General features: G+C 69.5%; 11 protein-coding genes. 4 read left to right on the top strand and 7 right to left on the bottom strand.

What is annotated here, in order from left to right:
- Window positions 1-12: 12 nt before the first annotated feature.
- Entirely contained in the window at window positions 13-804 is a 792-nt protein-coding gene (locus HNR11_RS08375) for a TSUP family transporter (protein ID WP_179442932.1), read from the top strand.
- 138 nt (window positions 805-942) lie between these two features.
- On the opposite strand, the gene HNR11_RS08370 is transcribed toward HNR11_RS08375, so the two are convergent.
- The 5 genes from HNR11_RS08370 to dxr all read right to left on the bottom strand — a co-directional run bounded on the left by HNR11_RS08370 (window position 943) and on the right by dxr (window position 7211).
- Window positions 943-2172, bottom strand: coding sequence for a hypothetical protein (locus tag HNR11_RS08370; protein WP_179441909.1), 1230 nt, complete (start codon window positions 2170-2172; stop codon window positions 943-945).
- Window positions 2173-3024 carry a GNAT family N-acetyltransferase gene (locus HNR11_RS08365; RefSeq protein ID WP_343050625.1) on the bottom strand — a complete coding sequence of 284 codons (852 nt, stop codon included), beginning with the start codon at window positions 3022-3024 and terminating at the stop codon, window positions 2173-2175.
- A gap of 16 nt (window positions 3025-3040) precedes the next feature.
- Window positions 3041-4189: a flavodoxin-dependent (E)-4-hydroxy-3-methylbut-2-enyl-diphosphate synthase gene (ispG, locus tag HNR11_RS08360; protein ID WP_218849931.1), complete on the bottom strand. Its 1149-nt coding sequence runs from the start codon at window positions 4187-4189 to the stop codon at window positions 3041-3043.
- A gap of 179 nt (window positions 4190-4368) precedes the next feature.
- A complete protein-coding gene (locus tag HNR11_RS08355; protein WP_179441907.1) occupies window positions 4369-5943 on the bottom strand; it encodes a M50 family metallopeptidase in 1575 nt (524 codons plus the stop codon).
- Entirely contained in the window at window positions 5940-7211 is a 1272-nt protein-coding gene (gene dxr / locus HNR11_RS08350) for a 1-deoxy-D-xylulose-5-phosphate reductoisomerase (protein ID WP_179441906.1), read from the bottom strand. Before dxr ends, HNR11_RS08355 begins: the two co-directional genes overlap by 4 nt.
- A 109-nt stretch (window positions 7212-7320) precedes the next feature.
- Here dxr and HNR11_RS08345 point away from each other — a divergent pair, with 109 nt between their 5' ends.
- Window positions 7321-7788, top strand: a complete 468-nt coding sequence (locus tag HNR11_RS08345; protein ID WP_058888516.1) for a GNAT family N-acetyltransferase — start codon at window positions 7321-7323, stop codon at window positions 7786-7788.
- A 140-nt stretch (window positions 7789-7928) separates the two neighbouring features.
- A complete protein-coding gene (locus tag HNR11_RS14265) occupies window positions 7929-10634 on the top strand; it encodes a LuxR C-terminal-related transcriptional regulator (RefSeq protein WP_179441905.1) in 2706 nt (901 codons plus the stop codon).
- Window positions 10635-10715: 81 nt separating this feature from the next.
- Here the strand turns inward: HNR11_RS14265 and HNR11_RS08335 are convergent, their stop codons facing one another.
- Window positions 10716-12263, bottom strand: a complete 1548-nt coding sequence (locus tag HNR11_RS08335) for a chitinase (protein ID WP_179441904.1) — start codon at window positions 12261-12263, stop codon at window positions 10716-10718.
- The gene (locus HNR11_RS08330; protein ID WP_218849672.1) at window positions 12260-14965 is read right to left on the bottom strand and encodes a glycosyltransferase family 2 protein; all 2706 of its coding nucleotides are present in this window, start codon (window positions 14963-14965) and stop codon (window positions 12260-12262) included. The genes HNR11_RS08335 and HNR11_RS08330 overlap by 4 nt, the downstream gene beginning before the upstream one ends.
- Window positions 14966-15174: 209 nt before the next feature.
- On the opposite strand from HNR11_RS08330, the gene HNR11_RS08325 reads away from it, so the two are divergent.
- On the top strand, window positions 15175-16233 hold the full coding sequence (locus HNR11_RS08325) for a Gfo/Idh/MocA family protein (protein WP_179441903.1): 1059 nt from the start codon (window positions 15175-15177) through the stop codon (window positions 16231-16233).
- The last annotated feature ends 51 nt before the right edge of the window (window positions 16234-16284 follow it).

The following is a 16284-nucleotide window of genomic DNA, read 5'->3' as shown; positions in this document are numbered from 1 at the left end:
ACTGATCTTCTCATCGGTGGCGGCCTCGAGATCACCTGGGTGACCCTGCTGCTGCTGATCGCGGCGGGCTTCGCGGCCGGGTGGGTGGACGCCGTCGTCGGCGGCGGCGGGCTGCTCCAGCTGCCGGCGCTGCTGATGGTCCCGGGGATCACCCCAGTCCAGGCGCTGGCCACCAATAAGCTCGGGTCGATCTTCGGGACGACGACGTCGGCGATCACCTACGCGCGACGAGTCAAGCCCTCGATGACCACGGCCCTGCCCATGGCGGCCGCCGCCCTGCTGGCCAGCTACGGCGGCGCAGTGGTCGCCGCCTCACTGCCAGAGCGGATCATCCTGCCGCTGATCCTGCTCGCGCTGATCGGGGTGGGCGTGTTCACCGCGGTCAAGCCCGACGTGGGCCAGCTGGAGAAGCTGCGCCACGCCGGGATGGGACACCTGGCCCGAGCGGTGACCATTGGGCTGATCATCGGCTTCTACGACGGCGTGCTCGGCCCCGGGACCGGAACCTTTCTGGTGATCGCGCTGGTCACCGTGCTGGGCTACAACTTCTTGAACTCCTCGGCACAGGCCAAGGTGGTCAACGTGGCCACCAACCTCGGGGCGCTGCTCTACTTCTTCCCCGCCGGCCACGTATTCATCGGCCTCGGTCTGGTCCTTGGCGCGGCGAACATGGCCGGGGGCTACCTCGGCGCCCGGATGGCCATCGCCAAGGGATCGAAGTTCATCCGGGTGGTGTTCCTGGTGGTCGTCTTCGCCCTGGTGATCAAGCTGGGCTACGACGTCGCCGTCGACCTCTTCGGCTGAGCGCCCGTCCCGCGGTTGGGCGCCGGGCTGGCAGGGCTCACCCCCTCCCAGCGTTTTACCGGGCCTTACGAGGACTACCGGGCGGACGGACGGCCCGGTCAGCCACTTAAAGCCCGGTAAAACGCAGGAGGGGGGGGGTCAGTCGAAGCTCTCGATGAGGTCGGCGGCCTCCGCCTGGAGCTCTTCCGCGGCGACTTCGGCTTCCTCCTCGGACAGCGCCTCGGACAGCGGCACTGCCACGGTGACGATGTGTGAGCCGCTGCGCAGGGTGACCGCGGCGTCGTGCTCGCGCTCCCCCTCGGAGCTGATCCGCCGCGTGGTGCCCAGGGCGTCGTCTGCGGTGGATGAGACATCCACCGTGTCCACGGAGGTCGAGACCTCTGGGGAGTCCTCGCTGCCGCGGCTGGCGGTGTAGGAGTCGCAGGACTCAAGCCCGTCCTTCTCTGCGGCGAGGTGGGCGTCGGCGGCACGCCAATCGCGGAAGGTATAGATCACGGCCTGACGCTGCGCCGGGAGATCCACCGTGACCGGCTCTGATTCCTCCTCGGAATCATCCCCTCCGGAGTCACCGTCACCGGAGTCACTGTCGCCGGAGTCGCTGTCGCCGGAGCTCTCCCCGCCGGAGTCATTCTCTTCGGAACCTTCGCTGCCGGAGTCGCTGTCACCCTCGGCGCCATCACCGGAGCTCTCCCCCTCAGAGTCCGCACCCTCAGAGTCCGCACCCTCAGAGTCCGCACCCTCGGAGCCCTCCCCCTCGGAGTCCTCACCCTGCGCTTGCTGCTCCTGGTTGCTGGCGAGCTGGAATTCGGGCGCCGCTTCCAGCACTCCGGCCTCCGGTTCACCCTCGGTCTCCGTGCCGGAACCCCCGCTGGAATCCCCCTCAGAACCCTCCTCAGAACCGCCACCAGAACCCTCACCAGGATCCTCAGCCGCATCACCGGCCTCGACGGTGCCATCGGCATAGGCCACCAGCGCGCCGGACGGGACCGGCACCGCCGAGCGCATCACGAACTGCTTACACTCGGGCGGGTCGACCACCAGGCGCTGCAGCTCGGTCTCGATATCGCGCAGCCCGGCCCAATAATCCTCGGTGTCGCTCAGCGCAGCGTCGGGGTACCGGGACTGCAGCTGCTCGCGCATCTCATCGTGGGAGAGCTGGTTTCCCGCGGGTTCCGGGACCTGCTGCTGCACGCCGGCACCCCCGGTGCCCGGCTCGGCGGCCGGGGTTCCGGCCTGCTCCGCGGTGGAGGCACCACAGCTGGTGAGCAGGAGCACCCCGAGGAGGCCGAGCGCGGCGCCTGAGGTGGCTGCGGGCCTGGCGTAACCGCGGCGACGCGGCGCCGTCCGGGGGAAGGGGAAGAAAGTCATCTAGAACAGTATGGTCGCGAAGGTCCCCACCTGGGTGAATCCAACACGCTCGTAGGTCCGAATCGCCGCGGTGTTATAGCTGTTCACATAGAGGCTCACGGTGGGCGCGAGCTGGAGTCCGCGCTCGACGACGGCGGCCATCCCCGGCCCGGCCAGGCCGCGTCCGCGGTGGCTCGGCCGCACCCACACACCCTGGACCTGGACCACTTCGGGGCTGACCGCGCCGAACTCGGCCTTGAACATGATCTCCGAGCTCTCCGGGTCCACCGCGATGATCGAATGTCCGGCATTGATGAGGCCGCGCACCCGCTCCCGGTACTGGCCGGCGCCCTGGGCGTAGGGCGAGAAGCCCAGCTCCTCGGTGAACATCGCGGCACTGGCCTGCTCCACCCGGGGGAAGTCTCCGGACCGGGAGAGCCGCGCACCGGCCAAAGGCTGCACGCCGGAGGCCTGGGTGATCGCCATCAGCGGCTGCTCGGCCCGGACATCGCGCGCACCGGTCCACCCGGTGGCGTCGAAGATCTCCAGCACCGCCTCGGCGTCGCCGTAGATCGAAGCCACCCGGCGGCGCATCGCACCGACCGCCACCCCGAAGAGCTCACCCTGAGCCGGGGTGGCCCCGACCGGGATGATGTTGCTGCCGGTCCAGCAGGCGGCGAGCAGCCCGTTCTCACCGTCGATGCCCAGCACCACGGCGCCGTTGCGGCCCTTGCCGGGTCCCGCCGATCGTCGGGCACGAATGGTGGCGCTGACCGAGACGTTGGCCACCGGGTCGGTGGCCAGCAGCCGCTCCAGAGCCGGAGTGTCCCCGTGTCCGAGCACGCGGACGCCGCCGCGGGTGGCGCGATGCACCCGGGCGGCTGTGGCGTCAGCTGACGGAGACCACAGGGGCACTTGCTGCCTGAGCATCTCCATCGGATTCGCGTTCCATCTCTTCGGCCAGCCGGTTGGCTTCTGCGATCAGCGTCTCTACGATCTGGTCCTCGGGAACAGTCTTGATGACCTCGCCCTTGACGAAGATCTGGCCCTTGCCGTTGCCCGAGGCCACGCCGAGGTCCGCGTCGCGGGCCTCACCAGGTCCGTTGACCACGCAGCCCATGACGGCCACGCGCAGCGGCACGGTCATGCCTTCGAGCCCAGCGGTGACATCGTCGGCGAGAGTGTAGACGTCGACCTGCGCGCGTCCACAGGAGGGGCAGGAGACGATCTCCAGCTTGCGCGGGCGCAGATTCAGCGACTCCAGCAGCTGGTTGCCCACCTTGACCTCTTCGGCCGGCGGGGCCGAGAGCGAGACCCGGATGGTGTCTCCGATGCCCTGGGAGAGCAGCGCGCCGAACGCCACGGAGGACTTGATGGTGCCCTGGAAGGCCGGGCCTGCCTCGGTGACTCCGAGGTGCAGCGGCCAGTCCCCGCGCTCGGCGAGCATCTGGTAGGCCTGGACCATGACCACCGGGTCGTTGTGCTTGACCGAGATCTTGAAGTCGTGGAAGCCGTGCTCCTCGAACAGCGAGGCCTCCCAGACCGCGGATTCCACCAGCGCCTCCGGAGTGGCCTTGCCGTACTTGTCCATGACCCGCTTGTCCAGGGATCCGGCGTTGACCCCGATGCGCAGGGAGACCCCGGCGTCGCTGGCGGCCTTGGCGATCTCTCCGACCTTGTCATCGAACTGCCGGATGTTGCCAGGGTTCACGCGCACCGCGCCGCAGCCGGCGTCGATGGCGGCGAAGACGTATTTGGGCTGGAAGTGGATATCGGCGATCACCGGGATCTGCGACTTCATCGCGATGATCTTCAGCGCCTCGGCGTCCTTGTCCGTCGGGCAGGCCACCCGGACGATGTCGCAGCCGGAGGCGGTGAGCTCCGCGATCTGCTGCAAGGTGCCGTTGATGTCGTGGGTCTTGGTGGTGGTCATGGACTGCACCGAGACCCGGTGATCGCTGCCCACACCTACCGACCCGACCTGGAAGTTCCGCGTCTTCCGGCGCGGCGCCAGCACTGGCGGCGGCGCGGAGGGCATTCCGAGATTGATCGCGGGCACAGACTCTCCTGATGCATTTTGGGCGTGGACGTCACGGAGACGTCGGGGTTCTTGGGGGCTCGGCGCCCGGCGTCCGCAGTGGACGTCGCCGCCGATTCTTCATGGTCACCGGCGAGGGTCACCCGCCTCCTCCATGGTACCGCCCGGCACGGGGGCGGCTAATCGAAGAGCCGGATCGGGTTCACGATGTCGGCGTAGATCAACAACACCCCCATCAGCAGCATCATTCCGGCGACCACGTAGGTCAGCGGCAGCAGCTTGGAGATGTCGAAGGGCCCTGGGTCCGGGCGGCCCAGCAGCTTGGCCAGGCGCCGCCGCAGGCTCTCATAGAGCGCCCCGGCCACGTGGCCGCCGTCCAGCGGCAGCAGCGGGATCAGGTTGAAGACCATCAGCGCCACGTTGACTCCTGCCACCAGGGAGAGCAGCGAGACGAAGCGGGATTCCAGCGGGATCTCCTCCTGCGCGGAGAGCTCGCCGGCGATCCGTCCCACCCCCACCACGGAGAGCGGGCCGTCCGGGTCCCGCTCGGCGGAGGTGAAGGTGGACACGGCCACGTCATAGAGACGCACCGGCAAGTTCGCGACGACGGCGCCGACCGCCTTGGACTGCTCCCACACCACCGGTCCGGCCTCCCAGAACGGCTGCTGGACGATCTCCTGGTCCGCTCCCATCCCGATGAAGCCCACCGGTTCGGTGATCAACGCGCCGTCGTCGTCGCGCTGGGCCCGGCCCAGCCCGTCGCTGATCGGGCGCTCGGTGAGGATCGGGGTCAGCGTGGTGGTGGTCTGCTCCCCATCGCGCAGGTAGGTGACCTGGCTGGACTGATCGGCGGATTCCCGGATCAGGGCGGTGAGCTCATCCCAGGTCCCCACCGGCTGGCCGTTGAAGGCCAGGATCTGATCCCCAGGACGCAGCCCGGCCTCGAAGGCAGGACCGGCGGGGTCGTCCTGGCTGCATTCGCTCTGGCCCGCGTCGGCGGCCTCGGCGGAGACCACACATTCGAAGACCTCACGCACCGTGGTGTTCGGCTCGCTGGTGCCGTGGAAGGAGATGATCCCGGCGGTCAGCGCCAGGGCGATCAGCCCGTTCATGGCGGGCCCGCCGAGCATGATGATGATCCGCTTCCAGGTGGCCAGCCGGTAGAACATCCGGTCCTCGTCCCCGGGACGCAGGTCCTCGGCCGCGACCTCGCGGGCGTCGGCGGAGAGCTGCTGGAAGATCCCGGTGGACTGCGAGCGCACCGTCTTGGTCGTGGTCCCGGCGGCTGCAGGCTCGGCGGAGTCGGGCGTGGAGTGTCCAGCCGACGACGACGCCGCGGGAGCCCCGTACTGGGCGCCGACCTCGCGCAGGTAGGGATCCCCTGGGGCGGCATCCTGTTGTGCGGCCCCCTCGGCCGCAGACGTCCCGGCAGATCTCCCGGCAGACGTCCTGGCAGAACTCTCCGCGGAGTCATGGTCACCCTCGGCGGGGTGGTTCATGGTCCCGATCTCATCCGGGGGCGGGTACATCCCGATCATCGCGACGTAGCCGCCCAGCGGGATCGCCTTGACCCCGTATTCGGTCTCCCCCCGGCGCCGGGACCACAGTGTGGGGCCGAAGCCGACCATGTACTGGGTGACCCGGACCTTGAAGAGCTTGGCGGGCAGCAAGTGCCCGATCTCATGCAGCGCGATGGACAGCGCGATCCCCAGGGCGACGAGCGCGATGCCCGCGATCATCAGCACCGCGATCATGCGCGCACCTGGACCTTGGCCGCGCCGATGTGCTCCTCGGCGGCGGCGCGGGCCCAGCGCTCGGCGTCGAGCACCTCATCAAGGGTGGGCGTCGCGGAGCTGCCCACGGCCTGGTGGCGCTCCAACACCGCCTGCACCGTGGCGAGGATGCCGGGGAAGCTCAGGCCTCCGGCGTGGAACGCCTGCACCGCCTGTTCATTCGCCGCGTTGTAGACCGCCATATGCGTCGGGGACGCGGCGCAGGCCTGTTTCGCCAGGGCGACCGCGGGGAAGGCCTGCTCATCCAGGGGCTCGAAGTCCCACTGCATCGCCTGGGTCCAGTCGATGGGGGCATCGACCTGTTCCAGACGCTCGGGCCAGGAGAGTCCCAGCGCGATCGGGATCAGCATCCGCGGGTGCCCGGCCTGAGCGATGGTGGAGCCGTCGCGGAACTGGACCATGGAGTGGATCCACTGCTGCGGGTGCACCACGGTCTGGATGTCGGCCAGCTCGATCTCGAAGAGCAGATGCGCCTCGATCACCTCCAGCGCCTTGTTGACCATGGTGGCGGAGTTGGTGGTGACCACTCGTCCCATCGAGTAGTTGGGGTGTTTCAGCGCCTGGGCGGGGGTGACCTCGGCCAGCGCGGCCGGGTCCCAGCCGCGGAAGGGCCCGCCGGAGGCGGTGACCACCAGGCTGGAGACCTCCGAGGCCCCGCTGAGCCGGTCCTGGCCCTCGGCAGGGACCGCGCAGAGCCCGCGCTCGTGGCGTCCCGAGCTCAGCGCCTGGGCCAGCGCCGAGTGCTCGGAGTCCACCGGGATGATCTGACCTGGTCGCTGCACGGCCTGGGCCACCAGCGCCCCGCCGACCACCAGAGATTCCTTGTTCGCCAGCGCCAGGGTGGCCCCGGAGCGCAGCGCGGCAAGGGTGGGGCGCAGCCCGATGGAGCCGGTCATGGCGTTGAGCACGACGTCGGCCCCGGACTCGGCGGCGATCTGCAGCGCCGCCTGCTCCCCGGTGAGGATCTCGGGCTCACCGGCGGTGAGCGTCCCACGCTCGCTGGCGGCGCTCAGCGCGGCCCGCAGCCCAGCCGCCGCGCCGGCGTCAGCGATCCCGACAAGCCCGGCGCCGGTGGCGGCGACCTGCTCGGCCAGCAGTCCGGCGTTGGATCCGCCGGCCAGCGCCACGACCTCGAAACGGTCTGGGTGGGCGGCGATGACCTGCAGCGCCTGGGTCCCGATGGAACCGGTGGAACCGAGAATCGCCACGCGGCGCTTGGGAGAAGCCATAGTCCCCATTATGGCGCACCGAGCTCGCCCGTGATGGGTGTGCACAGTACGCTGGGAGCACAGCAGTTGCAGACCCATGCGGCCACAAGCCGATGAAGGAGCCTCACCGATGATCACACTGCGCGCAGTGGAGACCGAGGACCTGGAGCAGTTCTTCGTGTTCCAGCAGGATGCCGACGCCGCCCATATGGCAGCATTCGCCTCGACCAACCCCAAGGACCGCAGCGTCTTCGACCATCACTGGGGTCAGCTGCTGAACTCCGATGACACCATCGTGCGCACCATCGAGAGCGACGGCCAGCCCGTGGGCTCGATCGCCGCCTTCGAGGACGAGGCCAGCCGGGAGATCACCTTCTGGATCGAGAAGCGCTTCTGGGGCCAGGGCATCACCACCGAGGCCGTGCAGAAGTTCCTCACCGAGTTCCCGCAGCGCCCGGTCACCGCTCGGGTCGTGATCGACAACCTCGGCACGCTGAAGATCCTGGAATCCCTGGGCTTCACCGAGACCGGCGAGGAGTCCAGCTTCTCCAACGTGCGCGCCAAGGTGGTGCAGGAGAAGATCCTGCAGCTGGACTGACCCCCGCCGCGCGGCGCCCCACCCCGGGCACCCCCCCCCCGATTATCTCGACACATTCGTTGGCGCCGACCTGACCTGCGCATATCATGTGTCCTACGCCGCTGACGGTGGCGTCTTGAACCCACCAGGGGGTCACGCGCGTGAAAGCCAAAACCGCGGCGGTCGTGCTCGGCCGCGAACCGGAGCGCGCCAAGGTGCTGCGCGCGATCTACAGCACCCTCTCCGGCCGCAGCGCCGTCTGCCTGCTCGAAGGCACGATCGGCTCAGGCAAGTCAGCCCTGGCCGCTGAGGCCCGAGGCCGCGCGGAGACTGCGGGACTCAGGATTGTCTCGGTCACGGATCTCTCCGCGACCCTGGATCTGCCCGAAGCCCTGGAGCAGCACGGCTCCGGGCCGTACTGTGTGGTCGCCGATGACCTGCACCGGGCATCGGCGAAGACCAAGCAGGCCTTGGATCGGCTGGTGGAGCAGGGCTCCCGGGCGCCGGGCGCCGTTCCACCGGTGCTGCTGCTGGCCACAGCCTCCCCGACCACCGATCCCCTGGTGCGCCGGCTCGCCAAGTTCGCCGCGCACACCGGCACCCGGATCACGCTGCGCGGGATCCCGCAGCCTGAGCTGGCGAAGCTGCTGGGGCAGCACGGACATCACCCGAGCGAGCCGCTGCTCTCCGCCACGCATCGACGCGCCGCGGGAAACCCCGGGATCGCGCTGCGCCTGATGAGCGCGGGCCTGGATGTGGCCGCCGTCGAGGCCTCCACGATCCCGCAGTCCTATCTGGAACCGGAGATCACCGGTCTGGAACCATGCCTGCGCACCTTCCTGGAGGTCCTCGCGCTGGACTCCGGGGGCTCCCGAGCCGAGATCGCGGCCGAGGCGGCGATCCTCGCGCTGCGCGCGGCCCGCCTGGACCTGCTCACCCCGCCGGAGCCCGGTGACCTGGTCGAGGCGCTGAGCCCGATCCTCTCCGGAAACGGCCAGGAGGTGCACCTGGCGGACCAGGCCTGGCGAGAGGCGGCGGTGGCGCTGATCGAACCGGCGCACCGGCGGCAGCTGCACAAGCTCCTGGCGGAGCGCACCACCGGGCTGCCGCGCGCCCGGCACCTCTGCGCCGCCGCTGCCCAGATGGACCCCACGCTCGGTGATGCCCTGGAGGCGCAGGGGCTGCAGGCGCTGGACGCCGGTGACTACCCGGCCAGCGCCGAATACCTGGCTCTTGCCATGAGCGTCAGCCAGGGCGAAGAACGACGACGCCGGATGGTCTCGGCCAGCCTCACCGTGGGCATCGCCGAGAACCCCGGAGGCGTCGTGGAGCTCTTCGCCGAGATCGAGCTGCTCGAGGACCCGATCCTGATCTCTTTCTTCCAAGCCGGGCTGGCGTTCTTCACCGGCGAGCTCGCCCAGGCCCGCCGCCTGCTCCTGGGTGTGCTGCGCAGTCCCGGCGCGCCGGAAGACCTCGAAGACCTCACCCGCTGGCGGATGCTGATCCTGCTGTGCACCGTGGAGATCGCCTCCGCCGAGGAGCAGGCAGCGCAGGCCGCGGTCGCCGAGCTGCGAGGGCTCGACGTCGAACCGGTCTCCCCCATCGACCGGGTGCTCAGCCGACTGCTGGTGATGCATGAGGTCTACGCCCTGTGGAACACCGGAGCGATCGAGGAGACGATCACCCGGCTGGACGCCTTCCTGATCGAGGCCGCCGGCACCGCAGAACACACCGACGCGCTGTACTTCCGGGGCCGGGCGCACTACTACGCCGGGCACGTGACGGCCGCGCTGGATGACCTGGAGCGGGCCGAGGCTGGCCGGCACCACCGTGTGGTCCCGGCCGCGGCGCAGCGCGGGATGGCGGAGCAGGCCATGATCGATTTCCAGCTGGGACGCTGGACCGACGCGATCCTGCGCGCGGAGCGGGTGATCACGATGGCACGCACCAGTCAGGACTGGCGCGGCCTGGCCAGCTCGCATGCCGTGCTGGCCATGGTCGCCGTCGCCCACGCCGATGAGACCGCCGCCGCGGAGCACACGGATTGGCTGGCCCACCACGTGACCACCGCGAGCGCGCTGCCGCTGTACAACGTGATGATCGCGATGGCGTGGACTGCCCGGATGTCCGGGGATCATGAGCGCGCGCTGCAGGTGATCGCGGACTTCCGGCGCAGCCGGCTGAACAGCTGGTCCGATGCTGTGGGGCTCATCGGGTGGCGGGCACTCGAGCTCGATGCCCTCCTGGACTCCGAGAAGAACCTCTCGGCGGCGAAGCTGGCGGAGGCGGAGCGGCTTCTGGAGACCTTCTCGCAGAAGGTGGCGCTGCGCCCCGGGCTGCCGCTGCCCTTCGGCCACCCGGTGGCGGTGCGGGCGAAGCTGGCCGCTCGGCGGGGTGACCTGGTGCGCGCGGTGGCAGATTACCGAGCCGCGATCTGGCTCTCCACCGACTTCCCGCACACCCGGGCCCGGATGCACCACCTGCTCGGTGTGACCCACCGGGAACGCGGCGAGCATATCGAGGCCGACGAGCAGCTGGAAGCTGCGCGGGACATCTTCGCCCAGCTCGGCGCCTCCCCCGAACTGACCGCGGTGAAGGGCCGGCTTCTGGCGGTGGCCGGCCGCTATGCCTCGCTGACCCCGCGGGAGCGCGACATCGCTCACCTGATCTCGCAGGGCCGGACCAACCAGGAGATCTCCGAGGGCCTGTTCGTCTCGAAGAAGACCGTGGAGTACCACGTCTCGAACCTGCTGCCGAAGCTGGGGATGGAGTCCCGGCGTGAGCTCTGGACCGCCGCGGCGGTGGCCTCCCAGCGCACCAGCCCGCCGGCCCAGACACCGGGATTCTCCCCCGGCGTCCGGGCTTGAGCGGCAGCTTCCTGCCAGGCGGTGCATGAACCTTTGAGGTTCAGCTCTCCGGTGGGCCGCCCACCTGGTCAGCTCTGGGGCCTACTCAAGGTCCTGCTCGACGTCCTCGGCGCTCAGCGGCACCCAGGGGGAGCTGTCCGGGTCGACCTGTGCGGCGTCCGGGCTGTCCCCTTCGGTCCACCATTTCGCCTCATAGGGGGTTCCTTCGGAGAGCACCCGGTCACCCTTCTCGTAGGCCGACGAGCCCTTCCACTCCGGGTAGGTTCCCTTCTCCACGGTGAACACCGGCATCGGGGTCTCTCCCGGCATCACCGGACCGATCAGCTCCCACGGGGTGTCCCAGGCCTCCAGGACGGGGTTGTCCGGAAGCTCGCCGCGGGTCCACCACTTCGCCTCATAGACGTTGCGGTGCCAGACGATCTTGCTGCCTTCGAGGTAGGAGGCCTCTTCGTTCCAGATCGGGTAGGGGCTGGTCTCGGGATCATCCTCGGCCGGTGCCGCCGCGGCCGGATCCGGCTCGGTCGTCGCCGAGGCCGCCTCGGCGGCGTGTCCGGAGTAGCCCTGGCTGAGCAGCTCCGAGAAGCGCACATCTCCCTGATCGACTCCGCTGCAGGCATCCGAGACCCGCGAGGTGTCCGGGTAGTTCGACCCGCAGGTCACGTCGCGGTTCAGCGACCACATGGAGACCCGCCCGATGCCGTTCTCCACGGCGAACTCGTTGAACCGCCGCGCGTCCTCGAGCGTGAAGACCTCATCGACCACATCGTTCTGCCCGATCATCGGGGTCGCGCCGAGCTTGCCCCAGAGTGCGCCGCTGCTCAGCGGCAGGCCCGCCTGTTCGTAGATGATGCCCAGCTGGCGGTGGGTGGAGCGCATGGCCGCCGCGGAGGCATCGAACATCGAGCGCGCGTCCCGCGCCTGCCCGTAGTTCATCGTCATCAGGTTCACCCCGGCCAGGTCCGTCCCGGACTCGAGCATCGCGATCACCACCTCTCGACCCTCACTGGTGAGTCCGCTGGGGATCACCGGCAGCGTGAGCCAGACCGCGAGCGGCTTGCCCTCGGCGCTGAGCTCCTCCTGGAGCAGCGCCACGGCCTGGGCGCGGAGCTTGACGCTTGCCGGGTCCTGCAGCGCGGGTCCCTCGATGTCCAGGTCGATGGTGTCCAGGTCATAGCGCTCGATCACTTCCCGGTAGGCTCCGGCGAGCTCCTCGGGGGACTCGCACACCGTCGCCAGCTCCTGGTTCAGGGCCCCGCCGAAGGAGACCACGACCCCGGCGCCCTGTTCGCGCAGCCGCTGGATCCGGCGGTCCAGGTCGAGCTCTGCACCGGCTTCGTCCAGGCCGTAGTAGGTGCCCCAGCTGGGCGTGCAGGTGCCTTCCTCATCGGCCACGATGAAGGAGAGCACGACGTCGGAGACGTGGCCTTCGGAGTCGGCCGAGCCCTCTTCGAAGGCGTAGCTCGGGGTGGCGGTGACATCGACGTAGCCGGCGAACCATTCGGGCGCGGGTCCCTGGGTGGCGCGTGCCTCGTACATGCGTGCTCCTAGCACTCCGGCCACCACGGTGGCCAGGACGATGATGACGGCGAAGCTGACTCGCCAGGGGGAGAGTCGTGCGGTGGAGCTCATGCCTTGGCCTCCTGGGCGCTGCGTGGGTCATCTGCCGGCGGCGTCGCCACGGACAGCGGCTGGAAGGTGAGTTTGTGACTGGTCAAGGGGTGCAGCACCGCCGGGGAGGCCGCGACGGGGAAGCCGCGCGGTGCCAGCGCGATGCTGGCTGCCTCCTTGCCTGCCGCCGTCCTCCCGGCGGCTCCCGACTTGGCGGCTCCCTTCGGGGCGGTCCCCCTCGGAGCGGTCGCCTTCTGCGCGGTCGCCTGCTGAGTGGTGCCGCGCAGCGTCGGCCCAAGGCTTGCCCGTCCCCGGGAGGCCGGTGCCCGGTGTCCGGAGGCTGCGCCTTGCCGGGAACCCGAGCTGGCCCCGAGGGTGCCCTCATCCAGCACGGCGCGCCAGTCCAAGGTCTCCTCCTGGGGTTCGTTGGAGCCGGCCTTGCGACGGCCTCCCCGGGTGCGCTTGGAGGCCTTGGGCTGCTCCACGTAGAACCAGCCGCGGATCGCCAGGGCCACATCCACCAGCGCGTTGACGGCTCCGATGTAGGCGATGAACGCCCAGGCGCCCCAGAAGGCGTTGAAGGCGGCGAAGGCGGCGTTGCCCCAGTTCTGCTGGCCGATGTCGCGCCACAGGGTGAGCAGCGAGAACGCCACTATCAGCACCGGCGCCAGCGCGTAGAGCCAGGGAGCAGCGGTCCGGTCCTTGACCTTAGGGGTCCGGGCGAAGGGGATCTTCTCCCCGGTCAGCGCCTGCTGCAGCGACTTGATCACCCCGGCCAGGTTGACCGGGAGCAGGATCAGGTTGAACCCGTAGATCCGGAAGATGTCGGAGAACTTGTACCCGCACTCCCGCAGGTCCGCCCCCATGGTCAGGAAGTAGGGCACGGCCGCGAGCAGGATCAGCGGGCTGAGCAGTCGCGAGTCGTAGGGGTAGGCCAGCAGGAAGATCAGGCCCAGTGAGGCCCACGCGATCGAGGCCATGTAGTTCAGCCGCAGCAGCACCTCGGTCAGCCGGATCTGCTCCCCGCGACGACGCCGAGCGCGCAGCTCCCGCGCCAGCTTCGGCAGGATCAGCAGGCCCCCGTTGGCCCATCGGCGCCGCTGGACCACCAGCGAGCCGAAGTCGGGCGGGGTGGCGCTGTAGGAGAGCCGCTCGGGGTAGTTCATCAGCGTCCAGCCGTGGGTGCCGAGGTCGATGCTGGACTCGGTGTCCTCGATGACGGTGCGGTCCTGAACGAAGCGCTTGACCAGCACCCCGTTCTCCCAGCTGGTCTCCGCGATGTCCTGCAGAGCGGCGGTCCGGATCACTGCGTTCGCGCCCACCCAGAAGGTGGCTCCGGCGTGGCTCATCCCCTGGTGCAGCAGGTGCTGGATATCGGTGGTCGCCCCGGCCAGGCGCTCGATCCGGCTGCCGGCTCCGCGGAAGGAGGAGTACGGGGTCTGCGTGACGGCGATGCGTTCGTTCCCGGGCTGCTCGAGCAGGTGCACCAGTCGCAGGCAGTACTCCGGGAGCAGCAGCGAATCCGCGTCCAGGGTGAGCACGAACTCGGCGTCCGGCACGCTGAGGTCGGGGGTCTCTCCGGGCTGGACGGGTCGCAGCGCGGTGCCGGCGAAGCTCAGCTCCGCCCTGTACTCGCCACCGAGCAGCCCGAGGTAGGCGTTGAGGTTCATCGCCTTGTTCGCCTCGTGGGAGAGGTTCGTGTAGGACTTGCGCTCGAAGCTGGAGAGCTTCGCGGTGAAGATCCAGGCCAGCCGGCGGTGCAGCTGCAGCATCCGCTCCGGGGCGGGGAGCTCCTGGGACTTCGCCGCCATGACCAGCGCGTCTGCGGTGGCCTCCAGCTCGGTGGCGAGGCTGCCCAAGACCTGGTCGCAGAAGAAGTCGTCCACGTGATCCGCCCGGGATTCCTGGCTGGCCATCTGACGCAGCCAGCTTCCGCCCCAGGAGTAATGCCCGGCCAGGGTCAGCACCTGCAGCGAATTCACGTGCTGACCCTGGGCCAGACCCATCTCATAGACGACCTGGGCGTCGGACATCCGGGTCCCAGGCTTCTTCAGAGCGGCTTCGATCTCCGCAGAGAGGCTTCTGGTCTGCTCCAGCGCGGGGCTCTGCGAGTCCGGGGCGTCGTCGATGAGCAGCACCACGTGGATCTCGGGGTACTCCTGCAGCGCCGCCGACCACAGGGTCTGGCGCACCACGCCCGGCTCCTCGGCGTAGGAGGGCACCAGGACGACCATCGGGGCATCGTTCTCGGACCGCTGGGAGACGGCGCTGTGCCCGCTGAAGTGCGCGTCCAGCTCGGCCCGCGAGGTTCTGCGGTGTGCGCGGAAGCGCAGCAGCGCACCGTGCCGAGCCACCAGGTACATCAGGGCGGAGAAGGTCAACATCGTGACCACCAGCAGGTAGCCCACGGTCTCCATGGTGAAGCGGAAGTTCTGCGAGCCGTACTCCAGGAACTGCCAGAGCACCGTGCTGACCACGTAGCCGATCCAGGCCAGGCCGGTGGTCAGGATCGCCAGCCGGCTCAGCACGATCCGGCGCAGGCTGGGCCGGGGGTGGACCACCGGCAGCGGCTCGGTGCGACGTTCGGCCCCGAGCTGGCGTCGTCGTCGGGGGCTCTTCGCGGCCTCGGCGGAGCTCGAAGCGGCGGCCGAGGCGGCGGCGGCTTCGCGGCGGGAGGAGCGAGAGCTGGAGGTCGACCGGGCCGAGCTGGGGGGAACAGACATGGGGAGACATCCTCAGGCTCAGGCAGGGGGACCTGCGAAGAGGGTGGGTCCGCCGGTGAACGGTCCGGCGGACCCTGGTGCGATATAGAGACTATTGTCTATACCCGGTGCTCGACCCTGGGGTCCCACCCTAGGGTTTCACCGACTGGCGGACCGATGTCCGAATTAGTTGCCCCAGGAAAACTCCTGCTCGGTGTATTCTCGGCCCCATGACTGTGAGCCAGACAACACCGCCGGCAACCGAGGAATTCCCCCAGAGCACGGGCACCACCCGACCCAGCGGGCTGCGCTGGGGCATCCTGGCCACCGGATTCATCGCCGGGCAGTTCACCGCAGACGCCCTGCTCGCCGGGCTCAACGTGCGCGCCGTGGGCTCGCGCTCGCTGGAGTCCGCGCAGCGCTTCGCCACCACCTACGGGATCCCCCGCGCCCACGAGAGCTATCAGGCGCTGGTGGCGGACCCCGAGGTGGACATCGTCTACGTGGCCACTCCGCACCCGATGCACCGCGAGACCGCCGGGATGGCCCTGGAGGCGGGCAAACACGTGCTCGTGGAGAAGCCGTTCACGCTCAACCGGGCCGAGGCCGTGGAGCTGCGCGAGATCGCCGCGCGCCGGGGGCTGCTGGTCATGGAGGCAATGTGGACCCGATACCTGCCGCATATGCGCCGGATCCACGAGATCATCGATGCCGGGGGCATCGGGGAGGTCCGCACCGTGTTCGCGGACCACACCCAGTCGCTGCCCACGGACCCGGAGCACCGGATCAACGCCCTGGAGCTCGGCGGGGGCGCCCTCCTGGACCTGGGCGTCTACCCGGTCTCCTTCGCCTGGGACATCCTCGGTGAGCCGATCAGCATCCAGGCGGCCGCACACTTCGGCGCCACCGGCGCGGACACCGAGGTCGCCACCGTGATGACTCACCTCTCCGGGGCACTCTCGACGACGACGACCTCCTCGCGCGCGAAGGGTCCCAACACCGCCCATATCGTGGGCTCCGAGGGCCGGATCGACATCGATGGTGTCTGGTACACCTCTGCCGACTTCAGCCACCGCGCCGCCGACGGCACACTCGTGGAGCGCTACGAGTCCCCCCGGCAGGGCGTGGGCATGCAGCATCAGGCGCTCGCCGCCGAGGACTATGTGACCCGCGGCGCGCTCACCGGAGAGCGGCTCAGCGTAGACGACTCGGTGCGGATCATGGGCACTCTGGACGAGATCCGGTCGCAGATCGGTCTGCGCTACCCCGGCGAGCCCCGGCTGCGCTGAGTCTCGTCTTGCCCGGGGCCCGGGCGGGGCCTCGTCCTGTGGGGGCCCGGG

Origin of the sequence: Nesterenkonia sandarakina, from assembly GCF_013410215.1 — a bacterium.
Taxonomy (GTDB): Bacteria; Actinomycetota; Actinomycetes; order Actinomycetales; family Micrococcaceae; genus Nesterenkonia; species Nesterenkonia sandarakina.
This window is presented reverse-complemented; position numbering and strand designations above follow the sequence as displayed.

Coding starts and splice junctions, on each gene's coding strand:
- HNR11_RS08370 (WP_179441909.1), bottom strand. CDS start 2,172: ATGACTTTCTTCCCCTTCCCCCGGACGGCGCCGCGTCGCCGCGGTTAC.
- ispG (WP_218849931.1), bottom strand. CDS start 4,189: ATGCCCTCCGCGCCGCCGCCAGTGCTGGCGCCGCGCCGGAAGACGCGG.
- HNR11_RS08355 (WP_179441907.1), bottom strand. CDS start 5,943: ATGATCGCGGTGCTGATGATCGCGGGCATCGCGCTCGTCGCCCTGGGG.
- dxr (WP_179441906.1), bottom strand. CDS start 7,211: ATGGCTTCTCCCAAGCGCCGCGTGGCGATTCTCGGTTCCACCGGTTCC.
- HNR11_RS08345 (WP_058888516.1), top strand. CDS start 7,321: ATGATCACACTGCGCGCAGTGGAGACCGAGGACCTGGAGCAGTTCTTC.
- HNR11_RS08335 (WP_179441904.1), bottom strand. CDS start 12,263: ATGAGCTCCACCGCACGACTCTCCCCCTGGCGAGTCAGCTTCGCCGTC.
- HNR11_RS08330 (WP_218849672.1), bottom strand. CDS start 14,965: ATGTCTGTTCCCCCCAGCTCGGCCCGGTCGACCTCCAGCTCTCGCTCC.
- HNR11_RS08325 (WP_179441903.1), top strand. CDS start 15,175: ATGACTGTGAGCCAGACAACACCGCCGGCAACCGAGGAATTCCCCCAG.